Annotated in this window: 17 protein-coding genes; all 17 read left to right on the top strand. The window is 53.9% G+C overall.

The window, feature by feature from the left end; translation table 11 throughout:
* The first annotated feature begins 12 nt into the window (after positions 1-12).
* Positions 13-2244, top strand: coding sequence for a polysaccharide biosynthesis tyrosine autokinase (locus tag HB681_RS16970; protein WP_256734981.1), 2232 nt, complete (start codon positions 13-15; stop codon positions 2242-2244).
* Positions 2245-2401: 157 nt separating this feature from the next.
* The gene (locus HB681_RS16965; protein WP_213956030.1) at positions 2402-3760 is read left to right on the top strand and encodes a flippase; all 1359 of its coding nucleotides are present in this window, start codon (positions 2402-2404) and stop codon (positions 3758-3760) included.
* Positions 3757-4917, top strand: coding sequence for a hypothetical protein (locus HB681_RS16960; protein WP_213956029.1), 1161 nt, complete (start codon positions 3757-3759; stop codon positions 4915-4917). The genes HB681_RS16965 and HB681_RS16960 overlap by 4 nt, the downstream gene beginning before the upstream one ends.
* Positions 4918-4977: 60 nt before the next feature.
* Positions 4978-6210: an O-antigen ligase family protein gene (locus HB681_RS16955; RefSeq protein ID WP_213956028.1), complete on the top strand. Its 1233-nt coding sequence runs from the start codon at positions 4978-4980 to the stop codon at positions 6208-6210.
* Positions 6211-6521: 311 nt separating this feature from the next.
* Positions 6522-7388, top strand: coding sequence for a hypothetical protein (locus HB681_RS16950; protein WP_213956027.1), 867 nt, complete (start codon positions 6522-6524; stop codon positions 7386-7388).
* A gap of 388 nt (positions 7389-7776) precedes the next feature.
* Positions 7777-8532: a glycosyltransferase gene (locus HB681_RS16945; RefSeq protein WP_213956026.1), complete on the top strand. Its 756-nt coding sequence runs from the start codon at positions 7777-7779 to the stop codon at positions 8530-8532.
* Positions 8533-8578: 46 nt separating this feature from the next.
* On the top strand, positions 8579-9619 hold the full coding sequence (locus HB681_RS16940; RefSeq protein ID WP_213956025.1) for a polysaccharide biosynthesis protein: 1041 nt from the start codon (positions 8579-8581) through the stop codon (positions 9617-9619).
* Positions 9616-10749, top strand: coding sequence for an NAD-dependent epimerase/dehydratase family protein (locus HB681_RS16935; RefSeq protein ID WP_213956024.1), 1134 nt, complete (start codon positions 9616-9618; stop codon positions 10747-10749). Before HB681_RS16940 ends, HB681_RS16935 begins: the two co-directional genes overlap by 4 nt.
* 25 nt (positions 10750-10774) lie before the next feature.
* The gene (gene wecB / locus HB681_RS16930) at positions 10775-11905 is read left to right on the top strand and encodes a UDP-N-acetylglucosamine 2-epimerase (non-hydrolyzing) (RefSeq protein WP_213956023.1); all 1131 of its coding nucleotides are present in this window, start codon (positions 10775-10777) and stop codon (positions 11903-11905) included.
* Positions 11906-11908: 3 nt separating this feature from the next.
* The gene (locus tag HB681_RS16925) at positions 11909-13156 is read left to right on the top strand and encodes a glycosyltransferase family 4 protein (protein WP_213956022.1); all 1248 of its coding nucleotides are present in this window, start codon (positions 11909-11911) and stop codon (positions 13154-13156) included.
* 33 nt (positions 13157-13189) lie between these two features.
* Complete coding sequence (locus HB681_RS16920) at positions 13190-13876, top strand: PIG-L deacetylase family protein (protein WP_345944694.1); 687 nt, start codon at positions 13190-13192, stop codon at positions 13874-13876.
* Positions 13873-14451 carry a sugar transferase gene (locus tag HB681_RS16915; protein ID WP_213956020.1) on the top strand — a complete coding sequence of 193 codons (579 nt, stop codon included), beginning with the start codon at positions 13873-13875 and terminating at the stop codon, positions 14449-14451. Before HB681_RS16920 ends, HB681_RS16915 begins: the two co-directional genes overlap by 4 nt.
* Positions 14448-15446, top strand: coding sequence for a formyltransferase family protein (locus tag HB681_RS16910; RefSeq protein WP_213956019.1), 999 nt, complete (start codon positions 14448-14450; stop codon positions 15444-15446). Before HB681_RS16915 ends, HB681_RS16910 begins: the two co-directional genes overlap by 4 nt.
* Positions 15447-15449: 3 nt before the next feature.
* Positions 15450-16409 (top strand): ATP-grasp domain-containing protein, encoded by a 960-nt coding sequence (locus HB681_RS16905; RefSeq protein WP_213956018.1) that lies wholly within the window; start codon positions 15450-15452, stop codon positions 16407-16409.
* A complete protein-coding gene (locus tag HB681_RS16900) occupies positions 16402-17061 on the top strand; it encodes an HAD family hydrolase (protein WP_213956017.1) in 660 nt (219 codons plus the stop codon). The genes HB681_RS16905 and HB681_RS16900 overlap by 8 nt, the downstream gene beginning before the upstream one ends.
* Positions 17055-18263, top strand: coding sequence for a DegT/DnrJ/EryC1/StrS aminotransferase family protein (locus tag HB681_RS16895; protein ID WP_213956016.1), 1209 nt, complete (start codon positions 17055-17057; stop codon positions 18261-18263). Before HB681_RS16900 ends, HB681_RS16895 begins: the two co-directional genes overlap by 7 nt.
* A 153-nt stretch (positions 18264-18416) precedes the next feature.
* Entirely contained in the window at positions 18417-20708 is a 2292-nt protein-coding gene (locus HB681_RS16890; protein WP_213956015.1) for a VanZ family protein, read from the top strand.
* Positions 20709-20717 lie beyond the last annotated feature (9 nt).

The raw sequence follows: 20717 nt of genomic DNA, 5'->3' as shown, positions 1-20717 counted from the left end.
ACTTTTCAGTCAATGAATCCCCCTCAGCTCAACGCGCCCGGCATGCCGAGACCGGCCAGCAACAGAGACGATATCAATCTGCTTGAACTGCTGGATGTTGTGCTCGACAACCGTTGGCTTATTGCCTTCGTTACGGCATTTGCGATCGCGATCGGTATTGCCTATGCCCTTCTCGCCACGCCCGTGTTCGAAGCCAACACCATGATTCAGGTGGAGGACAGCAAGGGCGATCCGATGAGCAGCATGCTGGGGTCAGCCTCCGGGATATTCGACATTCGTTCGCCGGCAACTGGCGAGATCGAAATCCTGCGATCGCGCTTGGTCGTGCAGCAGGCCGTGGACAACCTGCGTCTCTACGTCGAAGTCACACCCAAATATGTGCCGCTGGTTGGACGATGGCTTGCGCGCCGTTCAAAAGCGCCTTCCAGGCCGGGCATTCTTGGGATGGGTGGTTACGTCAGTGGCAACGAATCGCTGAAGGTGGATCAGTTTGAAGTGCCCGATGAACTTGAAGGCAAGCGCTTTCGGGTGCGCCTGAGGGCGCAGGGCTACGAACTCGTCTCGCCCGATGGCGACATCGTCGGCGCCGGCGTCGTGGGCCAGCCGTTGGTATACGAGATGGAAGGTAGCAAAGGTAAATTGCTGGTAACTCAGGCGATTGGGAAACCGGGTGCCGAGTTCTACATCACGCGCTACTTTCCGCTGAGCGTCACTGAAGACCTCCAAAAGGACCTGAAGATCGCTGAGCAGGGAAAGCAGTCAGGGGTGATCCGCGCAACGCTGGAAGGCAATGACCCTCGTGAAGCAGCTCGCGTTCTCAACGAGATTGGCAAGCTCTACGTGCGACAGAACACCGAGCGAAAGGCGGCAGAAGCCGAAAAATCCTTGGGCTTCCTTGATACCTTCTTGCCGCAACTGCGACACCAGATGGAGCAATCCGAGACCAAGTTCAACCAGTTTCGCAACCGCAACAGCACTTTCGACCTGGATGCCGAAGGCAAGGCGTTGTTGGAGGCGACGGTGCAGTTGCGTGTGAACTTGCTGACCCTCCAGCAAAAGCGCAAGGAACTGCTTGCGCTATACACGCCGGAGCATTTCAGCATTCGCACTGTCGACGCGCAGATAGGCGCCATCAACACAAAGCTGGACGAGGCGAATCGCACTGTGAAGACGCTGCCCAATATCGAGCAGGAGCTTCTGAGTCTGACGCGAGACGTGAAGGTCAACGGAGACTTGTACGTGAACCTGCTCAACAGCGCGCAACAGCTGCGGTTGGTGAAAGAGGGCAAGGTAGGCAACGTGCGCATCGTGGACGTGGCCGCGGTTACCAAGAAGCCCGTGAAGCCGCAACGATCGCTGGTTGTTGCACTGGCTGCAGTGCTGGGCTTGCTTGGCGGGTTGGCGTTGGCATTTCTCCGAAATAGTTTGCGCCCGGGTATCAAGGATCCGGCGGACATCGAGCAGCACTCCGGCTTGCATGTGTTTGCAAGCGTGCCGCACTCCAATGCGCAGGCCAAGCTCGCGCAAGATGCGAAGAACAAGGTGTCGGGCAGCCACGTTTTGGCAGTTGCCGCACCGCAGGAGCCAGCCGTAGAAAGCATGCGCAGCCTCCGAACGGCGCTGCAGTTTGCGATGTTGGATGCGCCCAATAACGTCATCCTGGTTACCGGGCCTACGCCGGGCCTCGGCAAGTCGTTTACCAGCGTGAACCTGGCTGCAGTGCTGGGCGCCGTAAACAAGAAGGTGCTGCTGATCGACGCGGATCTGCGCAAGGGCCACCTGAATCAGTACTTTGGTCTAGGCCGTGAAAAGGGGCTAAGCGAGGTTGTAAGCGGCGGCGTGAAGCTGGAGGACGCCCTGCATCGCGCAGTGGCACCTGGGGTGGATTTCTTAAGCACTGGCATCTTGCCGCCAAATCCGGCTGAGTTGCTCATGTCGCCCGCAACGATGGAACTGATCCGGCGAGCCGAGCAGCAATACGACGTAGTCATCATCGATACGCCGCCCGTGCTTGCGGCGTCGGACACGGCAATCCTCGCATCGCTTGCAGGTGCGGTGTTCCTTGTCGCCCGCGCGGAAATTACCTCGCTCGGAGAACTGCAGGAATCAAATAAGCGATTGCTTGATACTGGTGTGAAAGCCAAGGGGGTCATTTTCAACGATCTCAACATGAGCAAGCGGCGCTATGGCTATGGCGTTGGCTATAAGTACGGCGGCTATCGGTATACAAATTACAAGTATTAGAGCTATTCAAATAGTCGCAGGGGCCAAGTGAGCATATCAGCGGCCTTGATTGTCTTTAATTCGGCAACGCTCATTAGGATCAATTAAGCAATGCTGCACAGCCTGAAAATTTAGTCAGAAGATATATCGGCGCAGAGACAGTTCTGGATTCAAATCAATGTCCCAAACCTTCCAAAAAAAGGATTCCCCCGCAGGCCTACAAATACGAAAGGCAGTATCTAACGCCGCTTGGCTCTTTGGCGATCGGATCTTTCGAATGCTTGTGGGATTGATCGTAGGTGCATGGGTTGCGCGCTACTTGGGTCCTGAGCAGTTCGGATTACTGAACTATGCGATCGCATTTACATCTTTGTCGGCAGGCATTGCCGCGCTAGGATTAAACGCAGTTGTTGTAAGAGATCTTATAAATCACCCGGACGACAGAGAAGCGACCCTGGGGACAACAACGGTTCTATTGGCAATCGGTGCTGCTGTAGCGCTTTCTGTCACCGTACTCGCGATCCGGTACCTGCGTCCGGCGGACACTGTCATGCAACTTATGGTCGCAATTTTGGGTGCAGTAATGTTGTCTAAAGTATCGGAGGCAGTCAAATACTGGTATGAGGCCACCACCCAATCAAAATATTCAATTTGGATAGAAAATTGCGCATTTCTGCTGGTGTCTCTGGCCAAGGTGATTTTGATAATTGGCGGTGCCGGACTGATGGCCTTCGCTTGGCTCTCTCTATTTGAAAGCGTCGTCATCAGTATCTTTCTTTTCTATGTATATCACAAAAAAGAACAAAAAATAAGTACATGGCGCTATGAGAAGCAGCGAGCAATGGCTTTGTTGAAGGATAGCTGGCCCCTTGCAATATCCAGCCTTGCTGCGATGCTGTACATGCGTATTGATCAAATCATGATCGGTGAAATGCTGGGCGAAAAGGCGTTGGGGACCTACTCGGCCGCAGTAAGAATAAGCGAGATTTTTTATTTTATTCCGACAGCGCTTGCAGCGTCTGCATACCCGATGATTATTGCGGGGAAGAAAATGAGCGAAGAGATGTACTACAAGAGAATCGCGAATTTATTTTCCTCATTCTCAGTAATTTCGCTATTAATTGCGATCACCGTGAGTCTCACATCTTCAAAAATTGTGAATATTTTGTATGGACAAGAGTTCGCTGACGCCGCGCGAATACTGACATTAAACGTTTGGGCGGGAATATTTGTCTATCTCGGCGTGGGCAGTGGGCGTTGGTTTGTGGTTGAAGGGCTCCAGCGATTTACGTTTTATAGAACGCTTGCGGGAGCTCTAATAAATGTGGGGCTCAACATTTTCATGATTCCGAAATTCGGTGCAATCGGGGCGGCCTTTGCAACCGTGGTTGCTCAAGCAGTGGCAAGCGTCCTTTGCAATGCGATAAATAAAAAGACAAGAAAAATATTTAAATTGCAAATGAGATCCATGATGTGGATTGACGTAATTCAGTTGGCAGTGCGAAAAATTCTACCCGAATCGAAAATAACGACATGAAAAACTTTGGCATCGTTGTCATCGGGTTTAATCGACTGAATTGCCTGGAGCGGCTAATTGGCTCATTGCTTCGCGCTGACTATATGGGAGACAAGGTCGATCTGATCATAAGTTTGGATAAAAGTGAATCCGACGTATTGTCGAATTACGCCGCCGCCGTTGACTGGCCGCATGGAACGAAGCAGGTGATAAATCATAAGGAGCGAATAGGGCTGAAGCGGCATGTTCTAAAGTGCGGCGAATTGACTAGAACATACGAGAACATTTGCGTATTGGAAGACGATCTTTACGTTTCGCCCGGTTTCTATGGATTTGCAAAGCAGGCGATCGCCAGTTTTACAGACTTTGACGGCGTAGCGGGGATTTCACTATATTCATACCAATGGAATCAATACGCCAATCGCCCCTTTCAGCCCATTGAGGATGAATACGATGCCTATCTTCTCAAGATCGCTTCTTCGTGGGGGCAAATTTGGAATCGCGTCGCTTGGGCAGATTTCATGCAATGGTTTGAGCAAATGGATGGTGGTGATCTGTCTTGCGATTGTCTTCCATCTGCTGTTTCGCAATGGTCCGAGAAATCATGGCTCAAATATCATAATCGATATCTGGTTGATACCGGAAAATACTTCGTGTATCCCCGGCAGTCGCTAAGCACCAATTTCTCTGAGATCGGGGAGCATTCCCGGGCGAATTCGACCACCTATCAAGTTTCACTCCCTGTTCGCTCCAGAAGGGCTTACGTCTTTCCTGCAAAATTAAGTGATTCGGTCCGTTACGACGCCTTCTTTGAAAATGAAAATCTGAGCCATAATTTGGACCTTTCGCCTGAAGAAATCGATATTGACTTGTATGGGACAAGGCCTCGTCGCAGGCGATATTTATTGAGTGCAGAGCGCAAAAAGTTTAAGCTCGTAAAGAGTTTTGGCCTGATGCTCAGGCCAATTGAGCTTAATGTGGTGATGAAGATCCCCGGGGAGGAAATTTTTCTTTATGACACTACGTGCGCTGAAATTAATCAACCGTCCCGCAAGAGGAGCAGCAAGCGATTTCAATATGAAATCCGAACCGATTCGAAAAAAGAGTTGCTGAAGCTAGCTATAGTCTTATACGCGAACGCGATCCGTAGGCGGCTTTCTCGTCGTCATAATTCCTAGTTGGGTTCCGGCGGCAGATTGAATAGCGTGGGTCGGATTTCGTTGAATAAGTAGGTCAGCATGGAAGAAAAATCCAGAGAAATCTTAATATCAGAACAGATGCCTGGCGAGATCAATGGCTGGCTCGGGATATTTATTGTCTTTGATCTTTTGTTTTTGCCTCGATTGAATTTTCTTATTTCGATTCCGGCTTCTCTGATCGTCGTGCTGGCAGTACTATCGACGAAATCGATCGGACGAAATTATCTTTGCGTCCTGTTGTTTATTGCATTACCAATATTCGCAAGTGTTCTTGTAAGTGCGCGTTTGGCGGGCTCAGAGGACGTCGTCGACAACGTCAAACGGGCTCTTCAATTGTTGTCCGCGATTGCCTACGGCTTTTTGTTCATCCGACTCGCGAATGTCCGACGCGTGTTGACGAATTTACTGAGATTCTTTTTTATCTTTGCACTCTGTGCGCTATTTATTTTTTACGGGCGCAGTGAGTTGTATGCCGTCGCAATCTCAAATATTTATACCGAGGCCGCTTCTTCGCTGCAAGATAACTATCTGTATCAACGCTTCCCGTACATTTTTGCGGATGCAAATTCTGCCGGATATTATTTCGCAATGATTTTGGCCGGATATTTGACTCTGGAGAAAAACTGGAAATGGGCGGTCATTTGTGTTCCGATGGGGCTTATTGCGATAGCCTCCACCCAATCGCGAGGCGCATATATTGGGGCAATTGCCGTTGCAGTTGCTTACTTTGGTTCAAATCGCAATCTTAAGCTAAAGCTGGCGATACTTTTGTTGATCATCTTAATGCTTAGTGGTTTCGGGATGGCTTATAGCGAGGAAATCGCGGGTTTCTTAACGCTATCCGAAGCCAGGTTGGATAGCGAAGACGATTTTGGTGGCGGTCGATTTGAAAAGTACTTATATTTCCTCGACAATATAAATCTGCTGCCTTTTGGAACGGGGTATCATTTATTTCGAGAGGGGTTGGAATTTAGGCCGCACTCCGATTTCATTAGGCTGAATTTGGCCTACGGCTTATTTCTTGCGCCAGCACTGCTGTATTACGTATTTCCGCGTCGTCGTGCTCAGCTAGTTATTTTCATTATTTTTGCTATTCCGTTTTTTATCAATACTATTATTGATGACTATCGACTATTTTGCACGTATTTGATCTTTTACGGACTGCTAGGTCAAGATCAAGCTCTCTCGGACGAAGTGCAGTCCGGAGCTGAGCATGTTAAATCCGTGCAATACAATGTCGATACCCGCCCTATGGCGTACGTGTCCGATTGATCATTCTGTTTATTATGCGTGCAACGACACATCGCAATTTATTTTTGGGCCACTTTGCTCCAGAGGCATTGCAAACTTCATTGGCTAGTTCGGGCGCGGGGAATCAAGTCCAGCGGCAGATTTTTGAGGAAATTGTGCGGCGATCTGTTGAGTCGAACGCAATATGTCTTTCAATGAGGCCACAGCCAGTTTGGCCACGAGGGCCACTCTACTCTCGGCCTCAACGAGAGTCGAAAATCGAATTTGTTGGGTACTTGAATCTTCCTATACTGAAGCATCTTGTTTTCGGGTTTTTGGTGTTCGCGCGCTTGATGAAGGCCAAACCCGATGTCTGTATCCAGTACAACTCATATTTTTTCGAAAATCTTGTCCTTTTAATATACAGAGCGATCCGGGCTAAGGTCGCACTGGCAATAATAATCCAAGATCTTCACATCGATCTGAGTGTTGGAGTATTCTCCAAGAGGGGGTTGCGCTCTATTTCGCAGCGCTTGGCATTCTGGCTTGCCCGCACCTTTGACCTGATTGTGCCGATTAGTGCTTCAATTGTTGACGATTTTCGGTTGGACTCCAGTAAGTGCATTATCTTTCAAGGTGGAATTACTAAATTTGCCAACGACCTGATGTTAGGAGAACGTCCGGTGTCTCAGGCGATTGGGGTCTTTGCTGGGGCATTGGAGTCATACAACGGCGTGGACCTATTAGTTCAGCAATGGTTGGGCCAAAAAATTGGCTATCCGTTGCACATCTTTGGCCGCGGCCGCTTGGCTGAATTTGTTTCTTCTGCGGCGACGGAGTCGAGTCATATTGTCTATCACGGATTTCTAGACGAGCAAAGTGTGCTCGGTTGGCAGCAAGTGGCGCGATGGAATTTCTGCTTTCGCTATAGCATCGGGCTGAATCAGGACTATTTCTTTCCATCTAAGCTTTTTAATGTCGCCTGTGCTCCTGGGGCTCTTGTTGTTAATAATTTCAATTCGCTGCCCGAAGGGATAAAAAATCATTCGTGCGTTGTAGCAGACGATATGTCGAATCTTTCGCTTCAGATGCGCGAATCGCTTACCTCTGTTGGCGTTCTAGAAGCTCGCGAACGGCGGAACTACGTGCTTTCCAATCACAGTTGGGCTGCGTGCATAGATCAGATGTTTCGTTTTTTGTCGAGTCGAGTCAATGCGTAGAGTTATTTGCTTGGTCTCTCATTATCTTCCAGGATATAAGGCTGGAGGGGCACTGCGTTCCGTCGCGAATTTGGCACGTCTCCTTAGGGAGCAATGCGTTTTTGATGTGGTAACTTCGGATCGCGATGTTGGAGACTCGGTTTCCTATGAATCAATAAATCCTGGCGGATGGACTTCCGTTAACGGAAGCCGGGTGCGGTACGTATCTCGGCGTTTTAGGGAAATCGCTGATGTGGTATATCGCTGTGATGCTGACGTTCTCTACTTAAATAGCTTTTTTGGGTTTTGTTTTAGCATCTTTCCAGTCGTGCTACTGACCCTCCGAGGTCGAGGGCGTACTCGGATTGTTATCGCGCCGAGAGGAGAGTTCTCTGAAGGCGCTTTGACGTTGAAAAAATGGAAGAAAGATATATTTATTCGGATCTGTCGTCGCTGCGGGGTTTACAGAAATATTGTATGGCACGCTAGTACTGAACTCGAAGCCCTGGATATTCGACGGACCCTGGGTCCCTTGGCTAGCGACATTAGAGTCGCGCTCGATGTGTCGTTGCCGCCCCAGAGAACTGAAGGTGGCATTTCTTTCCTAAATGTCGATCGACTCCCTTTAAAGATTTGCTTCATTTCAAGAATTTCAAGAAAGAAGAATCTGCACTATGCATTGCAGGTCCTGAACAGGGTCACGGCGAATGTTGTATTCAATGTTTATGGGCCGTGCGAGGATGAGGTGTATATGGCGGAATGTGCTTCTATGTCAGTCGGTATGCCGCCGAATGTCCGCGTTAATTATTGTGGGCCTTTGGAATATTCCCTTGTTTCAGAGATGCTGGCTTCTCATCACCTGTTTTTCTTTCCGACGCTGGGAGAGAATTTTGGGCACGTTATCGCGGAATCGCTTGCTGCGGGCACTCCGGTTTTGGTGTCCGATCAGACCCCTTGGCGTAATTTGAATCAATATGGTGCCGGATGGGATTTTTCGCTTGCAGATCCTTCAGTGTTTTCTGATGCAATTGAGAGGGTTTCAGGAATGCGCGCTGCGGATTATTTGGCGATGCGACGTTGTGCAGAGACATACACATTGGGTCTTGGCGTTGATCGTGCTAGAGATGACATGCTAATTTGTCTATTTGAGACGATGGCCGCATGATTGCACGTTTTGTTGTCGTTTATTCTTTATTTTCACTTAGTAGTCTATGTTCACCAAAAAAACACTTTTGATTACCGGCGGTACTGGATCTTTTGGCAATGCTGTCCTGCGTCGTTTTCTGACTTCTGATCTGGCTGAAATCAGGATATTCAGTCGCGATGAGAAGAAGCAGGACGATATGCGAAAAAAGTATGGTAATGCCAAGCTCAAATTTTACCTCGGCGATGTACGTGATCCGCATAGTGTCGCGGCGGCGGTGCGTGGTGTGGACTTTGTATTCCATGCTGCGGCATTGAAGCAGGTGCCGTCGTGCGAATTTCACCCAATGCAGGCTGTCCGCACCAATGTATTGGGAACAGAGAATGTTCTTGAGGCCGCGGTGAACGCTGGGGTTAAGCGAGTTGTTTGTCTTAGTACCGACAAAGCTGTTTATCCGATCAATGCCATGGGTATTAGTAAGGCATTGATGGAGAAGGTCATGGTGGCCGCGTCGCGTAATCTGGAGGGCACAAATACGATTATCTGTGGCACTCGCTATGGCAATGTGATGGCGTCCCGTGGTTCTGTGATTCCACTCTTCGTGGAACAGATTCTTGCTGGCAAGCCAATTACCGTCACTGATCCGTCGATGACGCGGTTCATGATGACGCTCGAAGATGCAGTCGAGTTGGTTCTCTACGCCTTTGAAAACGGTAAGAACGGTGACCTGTTTGTTCAAAAGGCGCCTGCGGCAACTGTAGGCGTGTTGGCGCGAGCCATCTTAGAATTGATGAATCGGCAAGATCATGAGATCCGTGAAATCGGTACACGTCATGGCGAAAAGCTTTATGAAGCGTTGCTGGGCCGTGAGGAACTGGCACGTGCTGAAGACAGGGGAGATTATTTTCGGATTCCTCCAGACGGTCGCGACCTGAACTATTCGAAATTCATCGATCTTGGCGAGGAGCGCATCACCGACGGCACTCATGGTGAGGACTACAACTCACACAACACCACTCGGCTGGATGTCGCAGGCATGAAGGGGTTGTTGCGCAAGCTCGACTTCATGAAGCCCTACGCTTCAGCCGAAGAGGCTGTGCCCGCATGAGGGCGCGAAAGGTACTGGTCACCGGTGCAAGTGGATTCATCGGAAAGAACCTTCAACTCCGTCTTGCTGAGCGCAATGATTTGCATGTCACGCTCTTTGATCGGAACGATGCGGGTCATTTGGAGGACATTGTGCGAGATGTGGACTTCGTGTTCCACCTTGCCGGCATTAACCGTCCCCTTGATCCAAGTGAGTTTGCCGCCGGCAATGCGGATCTTACCCAGGCGCTGTGTGGCGCTGTTCGCACGGTGGCAGAAACGACAGGCAAGCGTGTGCCTATCGCGTTCGCGTCCTCGACTCAGGCGGAGCGCGCCAATCCATACGGTCTCAGCAAGAAGGCTGCGGAAGACGCTTTGTTGGAGCTGGCCCGTGAGCACAACATTCCGGTGTATATTTTCAGGCTGCCAAACGTCTTTGGTAAATGGGGCAAGCCCAATTACAACTCGGCCGTGGCCACGTTCTGCCACAACATCGCGCGCGGCCTTCCAATCCAGATCAATGATGCCAACGCCGTAGTGACACTTGTTCACGTCGACGACGTCATCGCAAATTTCGTACAAGTTCTCGATGCTACCAGTGCAAGCGCCGTGGCTGATCGCTATTCGATGGTCCAACCTCAATACACGGCCACGGTTGGCGAGCTCGCCGCTCAGATTCAGGCATTCAAGGATAGTCGCGAGTCGCTATTGACCGAGCGCGTTGGCACCGGTCTCGCCCGGGCTCTGTATTCGACCTACGTGAGCTATTTGCCGGCGGAGGCGTTCACTTACGTTGTTCCCCAGCATGGGGATGCGCGTGGGACATTCGTCGAGATGCTGAAGACGCAGGACAGTGGCCAATTTTCGTACTTCACAGCGCACCCGGGCATCACGCGCGGCGGTCACTATCACCATACGAAGACAGAGAAATTTCTGGTGATCAAGGGTCGGGCACTGTTCAAGTTCCGGCACATGCAGACCGGCGAAACCCATCAATTGATCACTTCTGGCGAGAAATCGCAGGTCGTTGAAACAGTGCCCGGCTGGACGCATGACATTACTAACATCGGACTCGACGAAATGGTGGTCATGCTTTGGGCCAATGAAGTATTTGACCGCGCCCGACCCGACACGTTCGCTTGCCCCGTGTAAGCCTGCAATCTGACGTCTTCGTTCAATGAAAAAACTCAAAGTCATGACCGTGGTCGGGACTCGGCCAGAAATCATTCGACTATCGCGAGTGCTCGCGCGTTTGGACGAGCACTGCGACCACGTGCTTGTTCACACCGGCCAGAACTACGACTACGAACTCAATCAGATCTTCTTTGACGACCTAGGCATTCGAAGGCCAGATCACTTCCTGAACGCCGCCGGTGCTAGTGCGGCGGAAACGATTGGCAAGGTCATCATTGCGGTGGACGGCGCCTTGGCAACAGAGACTCCCGACGCCATGCTGGTTCTCGGTGACACCAACAGCTGCATGGCGGTGTTGCCTGCCAAGCGCCGAAAGATTCCGGTATTCCATATGGAAGCGGGCAACCGCTGCTTCGACCAGCGTGTGCCGGAAGAGATCAATCGCCGGATCGTCGACCACACTGCCGACATCAACCTCACCTACAGCGACATCGCGCGTGAATACCTGCTCCGTGAGGGCTTGCCTCCAGACATGGTGATCAAGACTGGGAGCCCAATGGCAGAAGTGCTGGCGCACTACGCGCCTAGCATCAAGGATTCGTCTGTCTTAACCCGGCTAGAGCTGACTCAGCACGAGTTCTTCCTAGTAAGCGCTCATCGAGAAGAGAACATCGATTCGGATGTCAACTTCGGCAAACTGGTGGACGTACTCAACGCAGTTGCTGAGCATTATGAAATGCCAGTGATCGTCTCGACGCATCCGCGCACGCAGAAGCGCGTCGAAGCAATGCGGGCGGAGTTCCACCGCAATGTTCGCTTACTCAAGCCGCTGGGCTTTACCGACTACAACAAGCTGCAAGTCTCGGCCAAGGCCGTGCTATCAGACAGTGGAACGATCAACGAAGAGTCGTCGATCATGAACTTCCCTGCGGTCAATCTGCGCGAGGCGCATGAGCGCCCTGAAGGCATGGAAGAGGCCGCGGTGATGATGGTCGGCCTGGAGGTCCTCCGTGTCATGCAAGGGCTTGCGATTCTGGACGTTCAGCCGCGAGGCGTGACGCGCTTGTTGCGGCAAGTTGCGGACTACAGCATGCCTAACGTGTCCGATAAGGTAGTGCGGATCCTGCACAGCTACACCGACTACGTGAATCGCGTCGTCTGGAAAAAGTTCTGAAGCATGACGGTTCGCGTTTTGCTGCTCACGCAGTGGTTTGATCCTGAGCCGACGTTCAAGGGACTCGTGTTTGCGCGCGAGTTGGTGCGCCAAGGGTTCGACGTCGAGGTGGTTACAGGTTTTCCGAACTATCCGGGAGGCAAGGTGTACCCGGGATATCGCGTCAAGCTGTTGCAGCGCGAAGTGATCGACGGCGTGCAGGTGACACGAGTGCCGCTGTTTCCAAATCATGACCAGTCGGCAATCAAGCGAGTTTTCAACTATCTGAGCTTCGCCGCTTCAGCGCTTGTGTACTGTCTGCTGTTCGCTCGGCGTGCAGATGTGATCTATGCCTATCACCCGCCATTGACGGTGGGAATCACCGCAAGCTTGATCCGCCTATTTCGCCGGATCCCAGTCGTATATGACATTCAGGACATGTGGCCCGACACGCTCCGCGCTACTGGCATGCTCAACAATGAGCGAGTGTTGTCGGTGGTTGCTTCGGTCTGCCAATGGGTTTATCGCAGAGTCGATCGAATCGCTGTGTTGTCGCCGGGATTCAAGCGCCTACTTGTGATGCGCGGAGTGCCTGAAGACAAGATCGAAGTGATCTACAACTGGGCCGACGAAGCCGCTTTGTCGGCCCCAGTAGGCGCACTGCCTGCCGCATTTCCCGGCCCCGATCGATTTCGGATCGTATTTGCTGGAAATATGGGAAAGGCACAAGCACTCGCGGCCGTCCTTGATGCCGCAGCAACGCTACAGAATGAAGCTTCAAACGTGAGCTTTGTGCTGCTAGGTGCTGGCGTTGAGCTTGTTCACCTGAAACAGACTGCAGCGAACAAACAGCTCGGCAATGTCGTATTTCTGCCCGCTGTTCCCATGGCAGAGGTCGGCACGATCTTGAATGCAGCCGATGCGCTTCTTGTGCATTTGCGCAAGGACCCCCTGTTCGCAATCACTATCCCGTCAAAGACACAAGCCTACATGGCCGTTGGGAAGCCAATCTTAATGGCGGTCGACGGGGACGCGGCGGTCCTGATCGAGAACTCCGGGGCCGGCGTTGTAGCGGAATCCGAGAGTCCAGATGCATTGGCAAATGCCGCTCGCGCACTTGCCAAACTCAACGCCGATGAACTTGGCGCTATGGGCGAGCGGGCGCGCCGCTACTACATCGAGCGGCTGGCGATGCAAATTTCAGTTGGTAAGTTTGGAGAGGCCTTTAGGCGAGTCACGCAAAGACCTCCGACTGCGTCACAAATCTCTTGATTGCACAGTTAATAAAGTGGTAAAGGTGATGAATTGAGTTATACAGCGTTGGTACTTGCGCCACACGCAGACGACGAAGTACTTGGGATGGGCGGAACGATTGCCCGGCTGGTTGCGGAAAATCGTCGCGTGGTCGTCGCCGTCGTGACAGGGCACGGAGAAGATCCGCACCCCCTTTGGCCTGCTGAGCGTTGGGAGTTGGTTCGGGCAGAGTGCAAGGCAGCGTGCGCGATCCTAGGTGTCGATGAATTGATTTTCCGCGAACTCCCGGCCGCCTGTCTCGATTCATTGCCCGCGTGGAAGATCAATTCCGTCATCCAGGAAATCGTGGCGCAGGTTAGGCCGAGCGAACTGTACGTACCTTTCGGCTTTGATCTTCACAAGGATCACGGTGCGATTTCGTATGCGGCCTCCGTGGTGGCGCGGCCGTACACCGTGACGGGCCAGTCCATTGCAAGAGTCTTGGCGTACGAAACTCTGTCCGAGACCAACCTCGCCCCGCCCTATATGGCGCCGGCGTTCCAGCCGAATGTCTTCGTGAACATTTCCGAAACCATCGACAAAAAGATCGAGGCGATGCAGGCATACCAGAGCCAGTTACAACCCGAAAACATGCCCAGATCGACCGCCGCGATTCGCTCGCTGGCCCACTTGCGTGGCACGCACATCGGCTGCATGGCTGCAGAAGGATTCGTGTTGCTTGGCGAGTACGTCAGATGATGTATCAAATTTTCAAGCGAATCTTCGATCTCCTTGCTTCGCTGATCGTCGTTGCACTCATGTTTCCCTTGGTAGTCGCGAGCGCACTCGCCATCAAATTGACGTCGAGCGGACCCGTCTTTTTTCTACAGGAGCGCGTTGGACTGCACGGTCGAAGGTTCAGCATCTACAAGCTGCGAACAATGACGGTGGGCAACAACAGTCGCGACCGACAAATCCGACCGGGCGATGTCGACGTCACTCGCGTCGGAGGCATCTTGCGGCGCCTGAAGATCGACGAACTCCCGCAGGTTTTGAATGTCCTCGTCGGTGACATGAGCTTAGTCGGCCCGCGCCCTTGCCTGGTTCGTACTTACGAATCCATGCCCGATTGGGCAAAGACACGTTTCGACGTCAGGCCGGGAATGACGGGGCTGGCACAGATCAACGGAAACACCGCGATCTCCTGGGAACACCGTTGGAAATATGACGTGGAATACGCGGCGAAAGCATCGATGCCGCTTGATTGCTTAATTATTCTGAAAACGATCGCTGTAGTGCTGATCGGGGAAGAGCGGTTTGGAGTGGCAGAGTGAAAATCGTAGTAATCGGAGGAGTAGAAAGCTCGCGGGTCGCGGTTGAGAAGTTGTACGAGCACGGTTTTGAAGGTGTTACGGTTTTTGGGTATAGACCAAACACTACCGTGAATGTCAGCGGCTGGTGTGATCTCGAAGCTCCAGCCAAGCAGCTCGGGTACGAATTCCGACAGTTCTTGAAGATCAACGAACATACAAGCGAGCTCAAAGAGCTAGCGCCTGACTTGATATTTGTCGTGGGGCTGTCGCAGCTGATTTCCAGGGAGATCCTACAAATTCCGCGATTGGGATGCGTTGGTTTTCACCCCACTGCGTTGCCGCGCGGTCGCGGACGCGCGCCAATTGCCTGGCTGACATTGCGATGCGAAAGCGGAGCCGCAACTTTCTTTCGGCTGCAGGAAGGTGCTGATGACGGGGAGATATTCGTCCAGCAACCATTTGACGTCGACGCGAGTGACTCCGCTGCCTCAGTTGAGCAGAAGATTCTGAATGCCGAGCGGTGTGCGTTGGACACATGGCTTCCTTCCATTGCTCTGGGTCTGAATGGTGTGGAGCAAGCGCACGAGGCAGCCACCTTCTACGGAATGAGAAAGCCCGAGGACGGTGTCATCAACTGGCAGGTTTCAGCGACTGTTGTTGATCGCCTTGTGAAGGCTGCCGGTCGGCCGCATCCGGGTGCGTTCACGTATCAGGAAGACGAGATCATTCGTATTTGGAGCACCAAGGTTGATGCTATGTGCCGGCACGTCGGCGTCCCCGGAAGAATTCTGGAGATCAAGGAGGATCGTGCCTTCTTGATCCAGTGCGGCGACACCTGCTTGTGGGTCGAGCATTGGTCTGCCGCCGGGCCCTGGCTGCCAAAGGTCGGAATGAGGCTCGGCTACTACGTAGATTCCGAAGTCAATCAGTTGCGACGTATGTGCGTTGAATTAAACGCCCGCATTGAAGTTCTCGAGGCGCGCCTGAATAACTATTTTTCAATTCTTCCTGGCTAAACTATGAAAAACGTATTGGTTTTGTCGGCTGGCCGACGGGTTGAATTGGTGAACGCCTTCAAAATTGAACTCGGCTCTCGGATCTCAGCGGCGAAGGTGCTTGCGACCGATTTGTATCCAAATCGCTCGGCTGCCTGCCAAGTCGCGGACATCGCATTAAAAGCGCCTCGAGTGAGCGATCCGACGTATATCGATTTCCTGCTTGATGCGTGCGAGGTGAATTCTGTTGGACTGATCGTGTCTACGATCGACACAGAACTTTTGCTGCTCGCCTGCAATCGCGAAAAATTTCTTTCACGGGGCGTGCATCTTGTTGTCTCAGACCAAACGCTCGTTGAAAAATGTCGCGACAAGCGACTTACCGCGAAGTTGTTCTCAGACATAAAAATAGACTCGCCAAAGATCTACAGCAATGGCGCACTAACTTTCCCGTGTTTTGCCAAACCCTACGACGGTAGTTGTAGCGTTGGTGCAGTTGCCGTCCGAGAGCCGAATGCGATCACAGCGGCAATGCAGTCTGACCCAAAATTGATGTATATGGAGTTGATTGATGATTCGCACACTGAATTCACGATTGATGCTTACTACACCAAATACGGCGAATTGGCTTGCTTCGTTCCGCGGGAAAGAATCGAAGTTCGCGGAGGGGAGATAAGTAAAGGCATTACCAGGCGTAATTATGTTTACGACTATCTTTTGCCGCGTATGCGCAAATTGCAAGGCGCGCGAGGGTGCATAACGCTTCAAATTTTCGCCAATGAAAAAACCCGGAGGTTCGCAGCACTAGAAATTAATCCACGTTTCGGAGGAGGCTACCCGCTTTCATACAGCGCAGGCGCAAACTATCCCGGCTGGCTGATTGACGAGTATCTGCTCGATAGAGATGTCCGCTTCTTTGACAAGTGGGAGCAAGACCTAATGATGTTGCGGTACGACGCAAAGATATTGGTGCGCGGTGCTTGACATCTCTCAAACGGTGCTGGTCTTTGATCTGGATGACACACTTTACAAGGAAGTTGATTACCGGTGGTCTGGATTGCAAGAGGTGTGCGATTGGGTCGAACGCGTTTATGAAAGAGTGATCAATCGTCAGTTGATTCGTAGTGCGCAAAATGCCAAAGATCCATTGGCCATTATTTGTGAATTGGCTGGGCTTCCTTTATCGATCAAGGATTCTTTGCTTTGGATTTATAGGCTTCATGTACCATCGATCAGACTCGATGAAGAGATTATTGAGGTGCTTGCTTTTTTTGAAAAACGATGTAGGACGGTTGCCATCCTGACTGATGGCCGATCGCTCAGCCAGCGACAAAAAATCAGGGCGCTGAAGTTGAATCACTTGCCGGTCTACATTTCAGAAGAGTATGGTTCGGAAAAGCCGGGGCAATTGCGTTTCCTGCAAATCATGAAAGACTTCCCCGCGCGTAGCTATGTGTACGTCGGAGACAATCCAAAAAAAGACTTCGTTGCCCCTAACGCGTTGGGTTGGAAGACCATTGGGTTGCGGGGAACGAATAGAAATATCCACTCCCAAGGCTGCGAAGGGCTGCCTGAAGAATACTTGCCCAATCTCTGGGTCGATTGCTTGACCTGCTTGGCTTCTAAATTATGCTGAATACATCGTTCTCGTCATGGCCTAGCTTCTCGCTTGAAGAATCAACCGCCGTTAACCAAGTCCTGCTTTCCAACAAAGTCAACTACTGGACAGGGTCGGAGTGCCGGGCCTTTGAAAAGGAGTTCGCCAATTGGGCGGGAACAGAGTTCGCAGTCGCACTTTCCAATGGCACTCTCGCCCTCGACGTAGCGCTTAAGGCGATGGGCATCGGCCCCGGCGATGAGGTCATCGTCACGCCCCGCACGTTTATTGCCAGCATTTCCTGTGTCGTTAACGCTGGCTCGACTCCTGTATTTGCAGATGTCGACGAAGTCAGCGGCAACATCTCCCCCGCCGGCATCGCCCGCGTGCTCACTCCGCGCACCAAGGCCGTGATCTGCGTTCACCTCGCGGGCTGGCCTTGTGATATGGACGGGATCATGTCGCTGGCTGGTGCGCACAACTTCAAAGTCATCGAAGACTGCGCGCAAGCGCACGGTGCCGTCTACGACGGTCGCAGCGTCGGCTCGATCGGCCACGTCGGCGCCTGGAGCTTCTGCCAAGACAAGATCATGACGACGGGCGGCGAGGGCGGCATGGTCACGACCAACGACCGCGCGCTGTGGTCCGCCATGTGGTCGTTCAAGGACCATGGCAAGAGTTGGGAAGCGGTACACGAGCGAGAGCATCCACCGGGCTTCCGCTGGGTTCATGAGAGCTTTGGCACCAACTGGCGCATGCTGGAGATGCAAGCGGTCATCGGCCGTATCCAGTTGCAGCGCATGGCCGACTGGACGGCCAAGCGAACGAGGAACGCCGAGGCGATCTGGGCGGCCTGTCGCTCCCATCCCGCCCTCCGCGTGCCCGACTTTCATTTGCATGCCGCCTCGCAGAGTGCGCATGCCCACTACAAGTGCTACGTCTACGTGCGGCCCGAGCGTCTGGCGGAGGGCTGGAGTCGCGACCGCATCGTCGAGGCCATCAACGCGCTGGGCGTTCCGTGCTATCAGGGTTCGTGCTCCGAGGTCTACCTCGAGAAAGCCTTCGACGACACCGGTTGGCGACCCCCACAGCGCCTGGAGGTCGCGCGTCGCCTGGGCGAAGAAAGCCTCATGTTCCTGGTGCATCCCACGCTGACCGAGGCGGAGATCGACAAGACCTGTCGCGCCATTCAGACGGTCCTCCACAAAGCAGGGGAGAAACCCGTAGTTTGTAACAGTTAACTTTTGTTATCCCTCGTATGATTCGAGGTTAGTTTGTGTTTGAGTGTTAACGGTCAGTATGTATTCAGTCACTGTGAGCTTGGCCGTGTTCACCGGCCACGAGCTCGAAAAACAACAAAACCCCCTATCCCTTCCTGAGTTCGGAGCTCCTCGATGACCGCAGGAGCCGCTAGAGAAAAGTTCAAGCGCTGGGCGTTCTGGGCAACCTGCCTGGTGGTCCTGGTGCTGGCGTTGGTACCGACGGTGCCGCCCGAGATTCCCACCACCGGGTGGGACAAGTCCAATCACATGCTCGCCTTCGCGGTGCTGGCGCTGCTCGGACGTACCGCGTACAGCCGTCGCCTGGCCGCAGTTGCGGTCGGCCTGTTCCTTTATGGCGGGCTGATCGAGGTACTGCAGTCGTTCACGCCGACGCGCATGGCAGAGTGGGGCGACCTGTTCGCGGACAGCCTGGGCATCGCATCGGCTTGCCTGGTCGGCCCCGCGCTGACTTTGCTTCCGCTGCACAAGTCCAGCGGGCATGTGCTGGCCATGCCGCGCGTGGCCAAGCGTTTCGTCGCGCTGGTCGCGGACGCGGCGCTGTGCGTGCTCACGGTGTGGATGGCACTGTCGCTGCGGCTCGACAGCTGGGTGACCCTGTCGGGCGCGTATTGGTGGGCCGTCGCAGGCTCGCTGGTGCTGGCCGTGCCGCTGTTCGTGACCTTCGGGCTGTACCGCGCCATCTTCCGCTACGGTGGCAGTGCGGCGATGGCCGCCCTGTGGCATGCCTTGCTGATCTATGGCCTTCTTTACGGCGTGGCGTTTGCCGTGGTGGGTGTCGCGGGCGTTCCGCGCACTGTCGGGTTGATCCAGCCGCCGCTGCTGCTGGTCGCCATCGCCGCATCGCGCGCGCTTGCGCGTTTCTGGCTTGGCAACGCTTACCAAAGCCAGATTTCGCGCAAGTCGCTTCCGGCTGCGCTCATCTATGGCGCCGGCTCCGCAGGCCAGCAATTGGCTTCTGCGTTGGCGCAGAACCCCGACATGAACATCGTCGGCTTCCTCGACGACGACCGGCGCCTGCACGGCGGCACGGTTCGTGGCCTGCCGGTCTACAGCCCCAACGCGCTGAGCGAGCGCGCGCAGGCGCTCAAGGTGACCACGGTCCTGCTGGCCGTGCCTTCCGCGCCGCGCAAGCGTCGCAACGAGATCCTGGCTGCAGTCCTCGACGCCAAGGTGGCGGTGCGAACGCTGCCGGGCCTTTCTGACCTGGCGCAAGGCCGCGTGCAGACAAGCGACCTGCGCGAGCTGGAGATCGACGACCTGCTGGGCCGCGATCCGGTGCCGCCGAACCCCTTCCTGCTGGGCAAGAACATTCGCGGCAAGGTCGTGCTGGTAACGGGTGCGGGCGGATCGATCGGCAGCGAGCTGTGCCGCCAGATCGTCAAGGCCTCGCCCGACGTTCTGCTGCTGGTGGAACGCAGCGAGTTTGCGCTCTACACCATCCATGGCGAACTGCAGCAGCAACTCGCCGGCAAGGAAGGTGCGCCGATTCGCGTGGTGCCGCTGCTGGCATCGGTGCGCGAAGAGATGCGCATGCGCGAGATCATGCGCACCTGGCGCCCGCACACCGTGTATCACGCCGCGGCCTACAAGCATGTGCCGCTGGTGGAGCACAACGCGGCCGAGGGCGTGAAGAACAACGTGTTCGGCACACTTGTCACCGCGCGCATGGCCATCGAATACGGCGTGAGCGATTTCGTGCTGGTGAGCACCGACAAGGCCGTGCGGCCGACCAACGTCATGGGCACGAGCAAGCGCGTGGCCGAGATGGTGTTGCAGGCGCTGGCCGAGCGCTCGTCTCCCGGGCCAGGCGCCACGCGGTTCTGCATGGTGCGCTTCGGCAACGTGCTGGGCTCGTCGGGCTCGGTGGTGCCGCTGTTCCGCAGGCAGATCGCCGAGGGCGGCCCGATCACGCTGACCCACGCGGGCATCACGCGCTACTTCATGACGATTCCCGAAGCGGCCCAGCTGGTGATCCAGGCCGGCGCGATGGCCCATGGCGGCGACGTGTTCGTGCTCGACATGGGCGAGCCTGTGAAGATCGTCGACCTGGCGCGCCGCATGATCGAGCTGTCGGGCCTGACGGTGAACGATGCGAACAGCCCCGACGGTGACATCGCCATCCGCATCACCGGACTGCGCCCCGGCGAGAAGCTCTACGAGGAGCTGCTGATCGGCGACAACCCCCTGCCGACGAACCACCCGCGCATCATGAAAGCCCATGAAGACTTTCTGAAGTGGGGCGTTCTGGACGACCGGCTGAAGGCGCTTTCAAGCGCACTCGACGTGAACGACGTGCCGATGATCCGCAAGCTGCTGCAGCAGATGGTGCAGGGCTACCGGCCTGAGGGCGAGGTGGTCGACTGGGTGCACATGGAGCGGAAGGCCATGGCCCGCGTGGCCTGATCGGTCCCG

It is taken from the genome of Variovorax sp. dw_954 (assembly GCF_018449755.1).
Taxonomy (GTDB): domain Bacteria; phylum Pseudomonadota; class Gammaproteobacteria; order Burkholderiales; family Burkholderiaceae_C; genus Variovorax.
Note: the sequence above shows the minus strand (reverse complement) of the source record. Positions and strands in the feature narration are given on the sequence as shown.

What these genes read in the sequence shown, in the direction of transcription:
- HB681_RS16935 (WP_213956024.1), top strand. Translation starts at nt 9,616, where the DNA reads ATGAGGGCGCGAAAGGTACTGGTCACCGGTGCAAGTGGATTCATCGGA.
- HB681_RS16965 (WP_213956030.1), top strand. Translation starts at nt 2,402, where the DNA reads ATGTCCCAAACCTTCCAAAAAAAGGATTCCCCCGCAGGCCTACAAATA.
- HB681_RS16960 (WP_213956029.1), top strand. Translation starts at nt 3,757, where the DNA reads ATGAAAAACTTTGGCATCGTTGTCATCGGGTTTAATCGACTGAATTGC.
- HB681_RS16940 (WP_213956025.1), top strand. Translation starts at nt 8,579, where the DNA reads ATGTTCACCAAAAAAACACTTTTGATTACCGGCGGTACTGGATCTTTT.
- HB681_RS16925 (WP_213956022.1), top strand. Translation starts at nt 11,909, where the DNA reads ATGACGGTTCGCGTTTTGCTGCTCACGCAGTGGTTTGATCCTGAGCCG.
- HB681_RS16970 (WP_256734981.1), top strand. Translation starts at nt 13, where the DNA reads ATGAATCCCCCTCAGCTCAACGCGCCCGGCATGCCGAGACCGGCCAGC.
- HB681_RS16915 (WP_213956020.1), top strand. Translation starts at nt 13,873, where the DNA reads ATGATGTATCAAATTTTCAAGCGAATCTTCGATCTCCTTGCTTCGCTG.
- wecB (WP_213956023.1), top strand. Translation starts at nt 10,775, where the DNA reads ATGAAAAAACTCAAAGTCATGACCGTGGTCGGGACTCGGCCAGAAATC.
- HB681_RS16890 (WP_213956015.1), top strand. Translation starts at nt 18,417, where the DNA reads ATGACCGCAGGAGCCGCTAGAGAAAAGTTCAAGCGCTGGGCGTTCTGG.
- HB681_RS16955 (WP_213956028.1), top strand. Translation starts at nt 4,978, where the DNA reads ATGGAAGAAAAATCCAGAGAAATCTTAATATCAGAACAGATGCCTGGC.
- HB681_RS16950 (WP_213956027.1), top strand. Translation starts at nt 6,522, where the DNA reads ATGAAGGCCAAACCCGATGTCTGTATCCAGTACAACTCATATTTTTTC.
- HB681_RS16895 (WP_213956016.1), top strand. Translation starts at nt 17,055, where the DNA reads ATGCTGAATACATCGTTCTCGTCATGGCCTAGCTTCTCGCTTGAAGAA.
- HB681_RS16905 (WP_213956018.1), top strand. Translation starts at nt 15,450, where the DNA reads ATGAAAAACGTATTGGTTTTGTCGGCTGGCCGACGGGTTGAATTGGTG.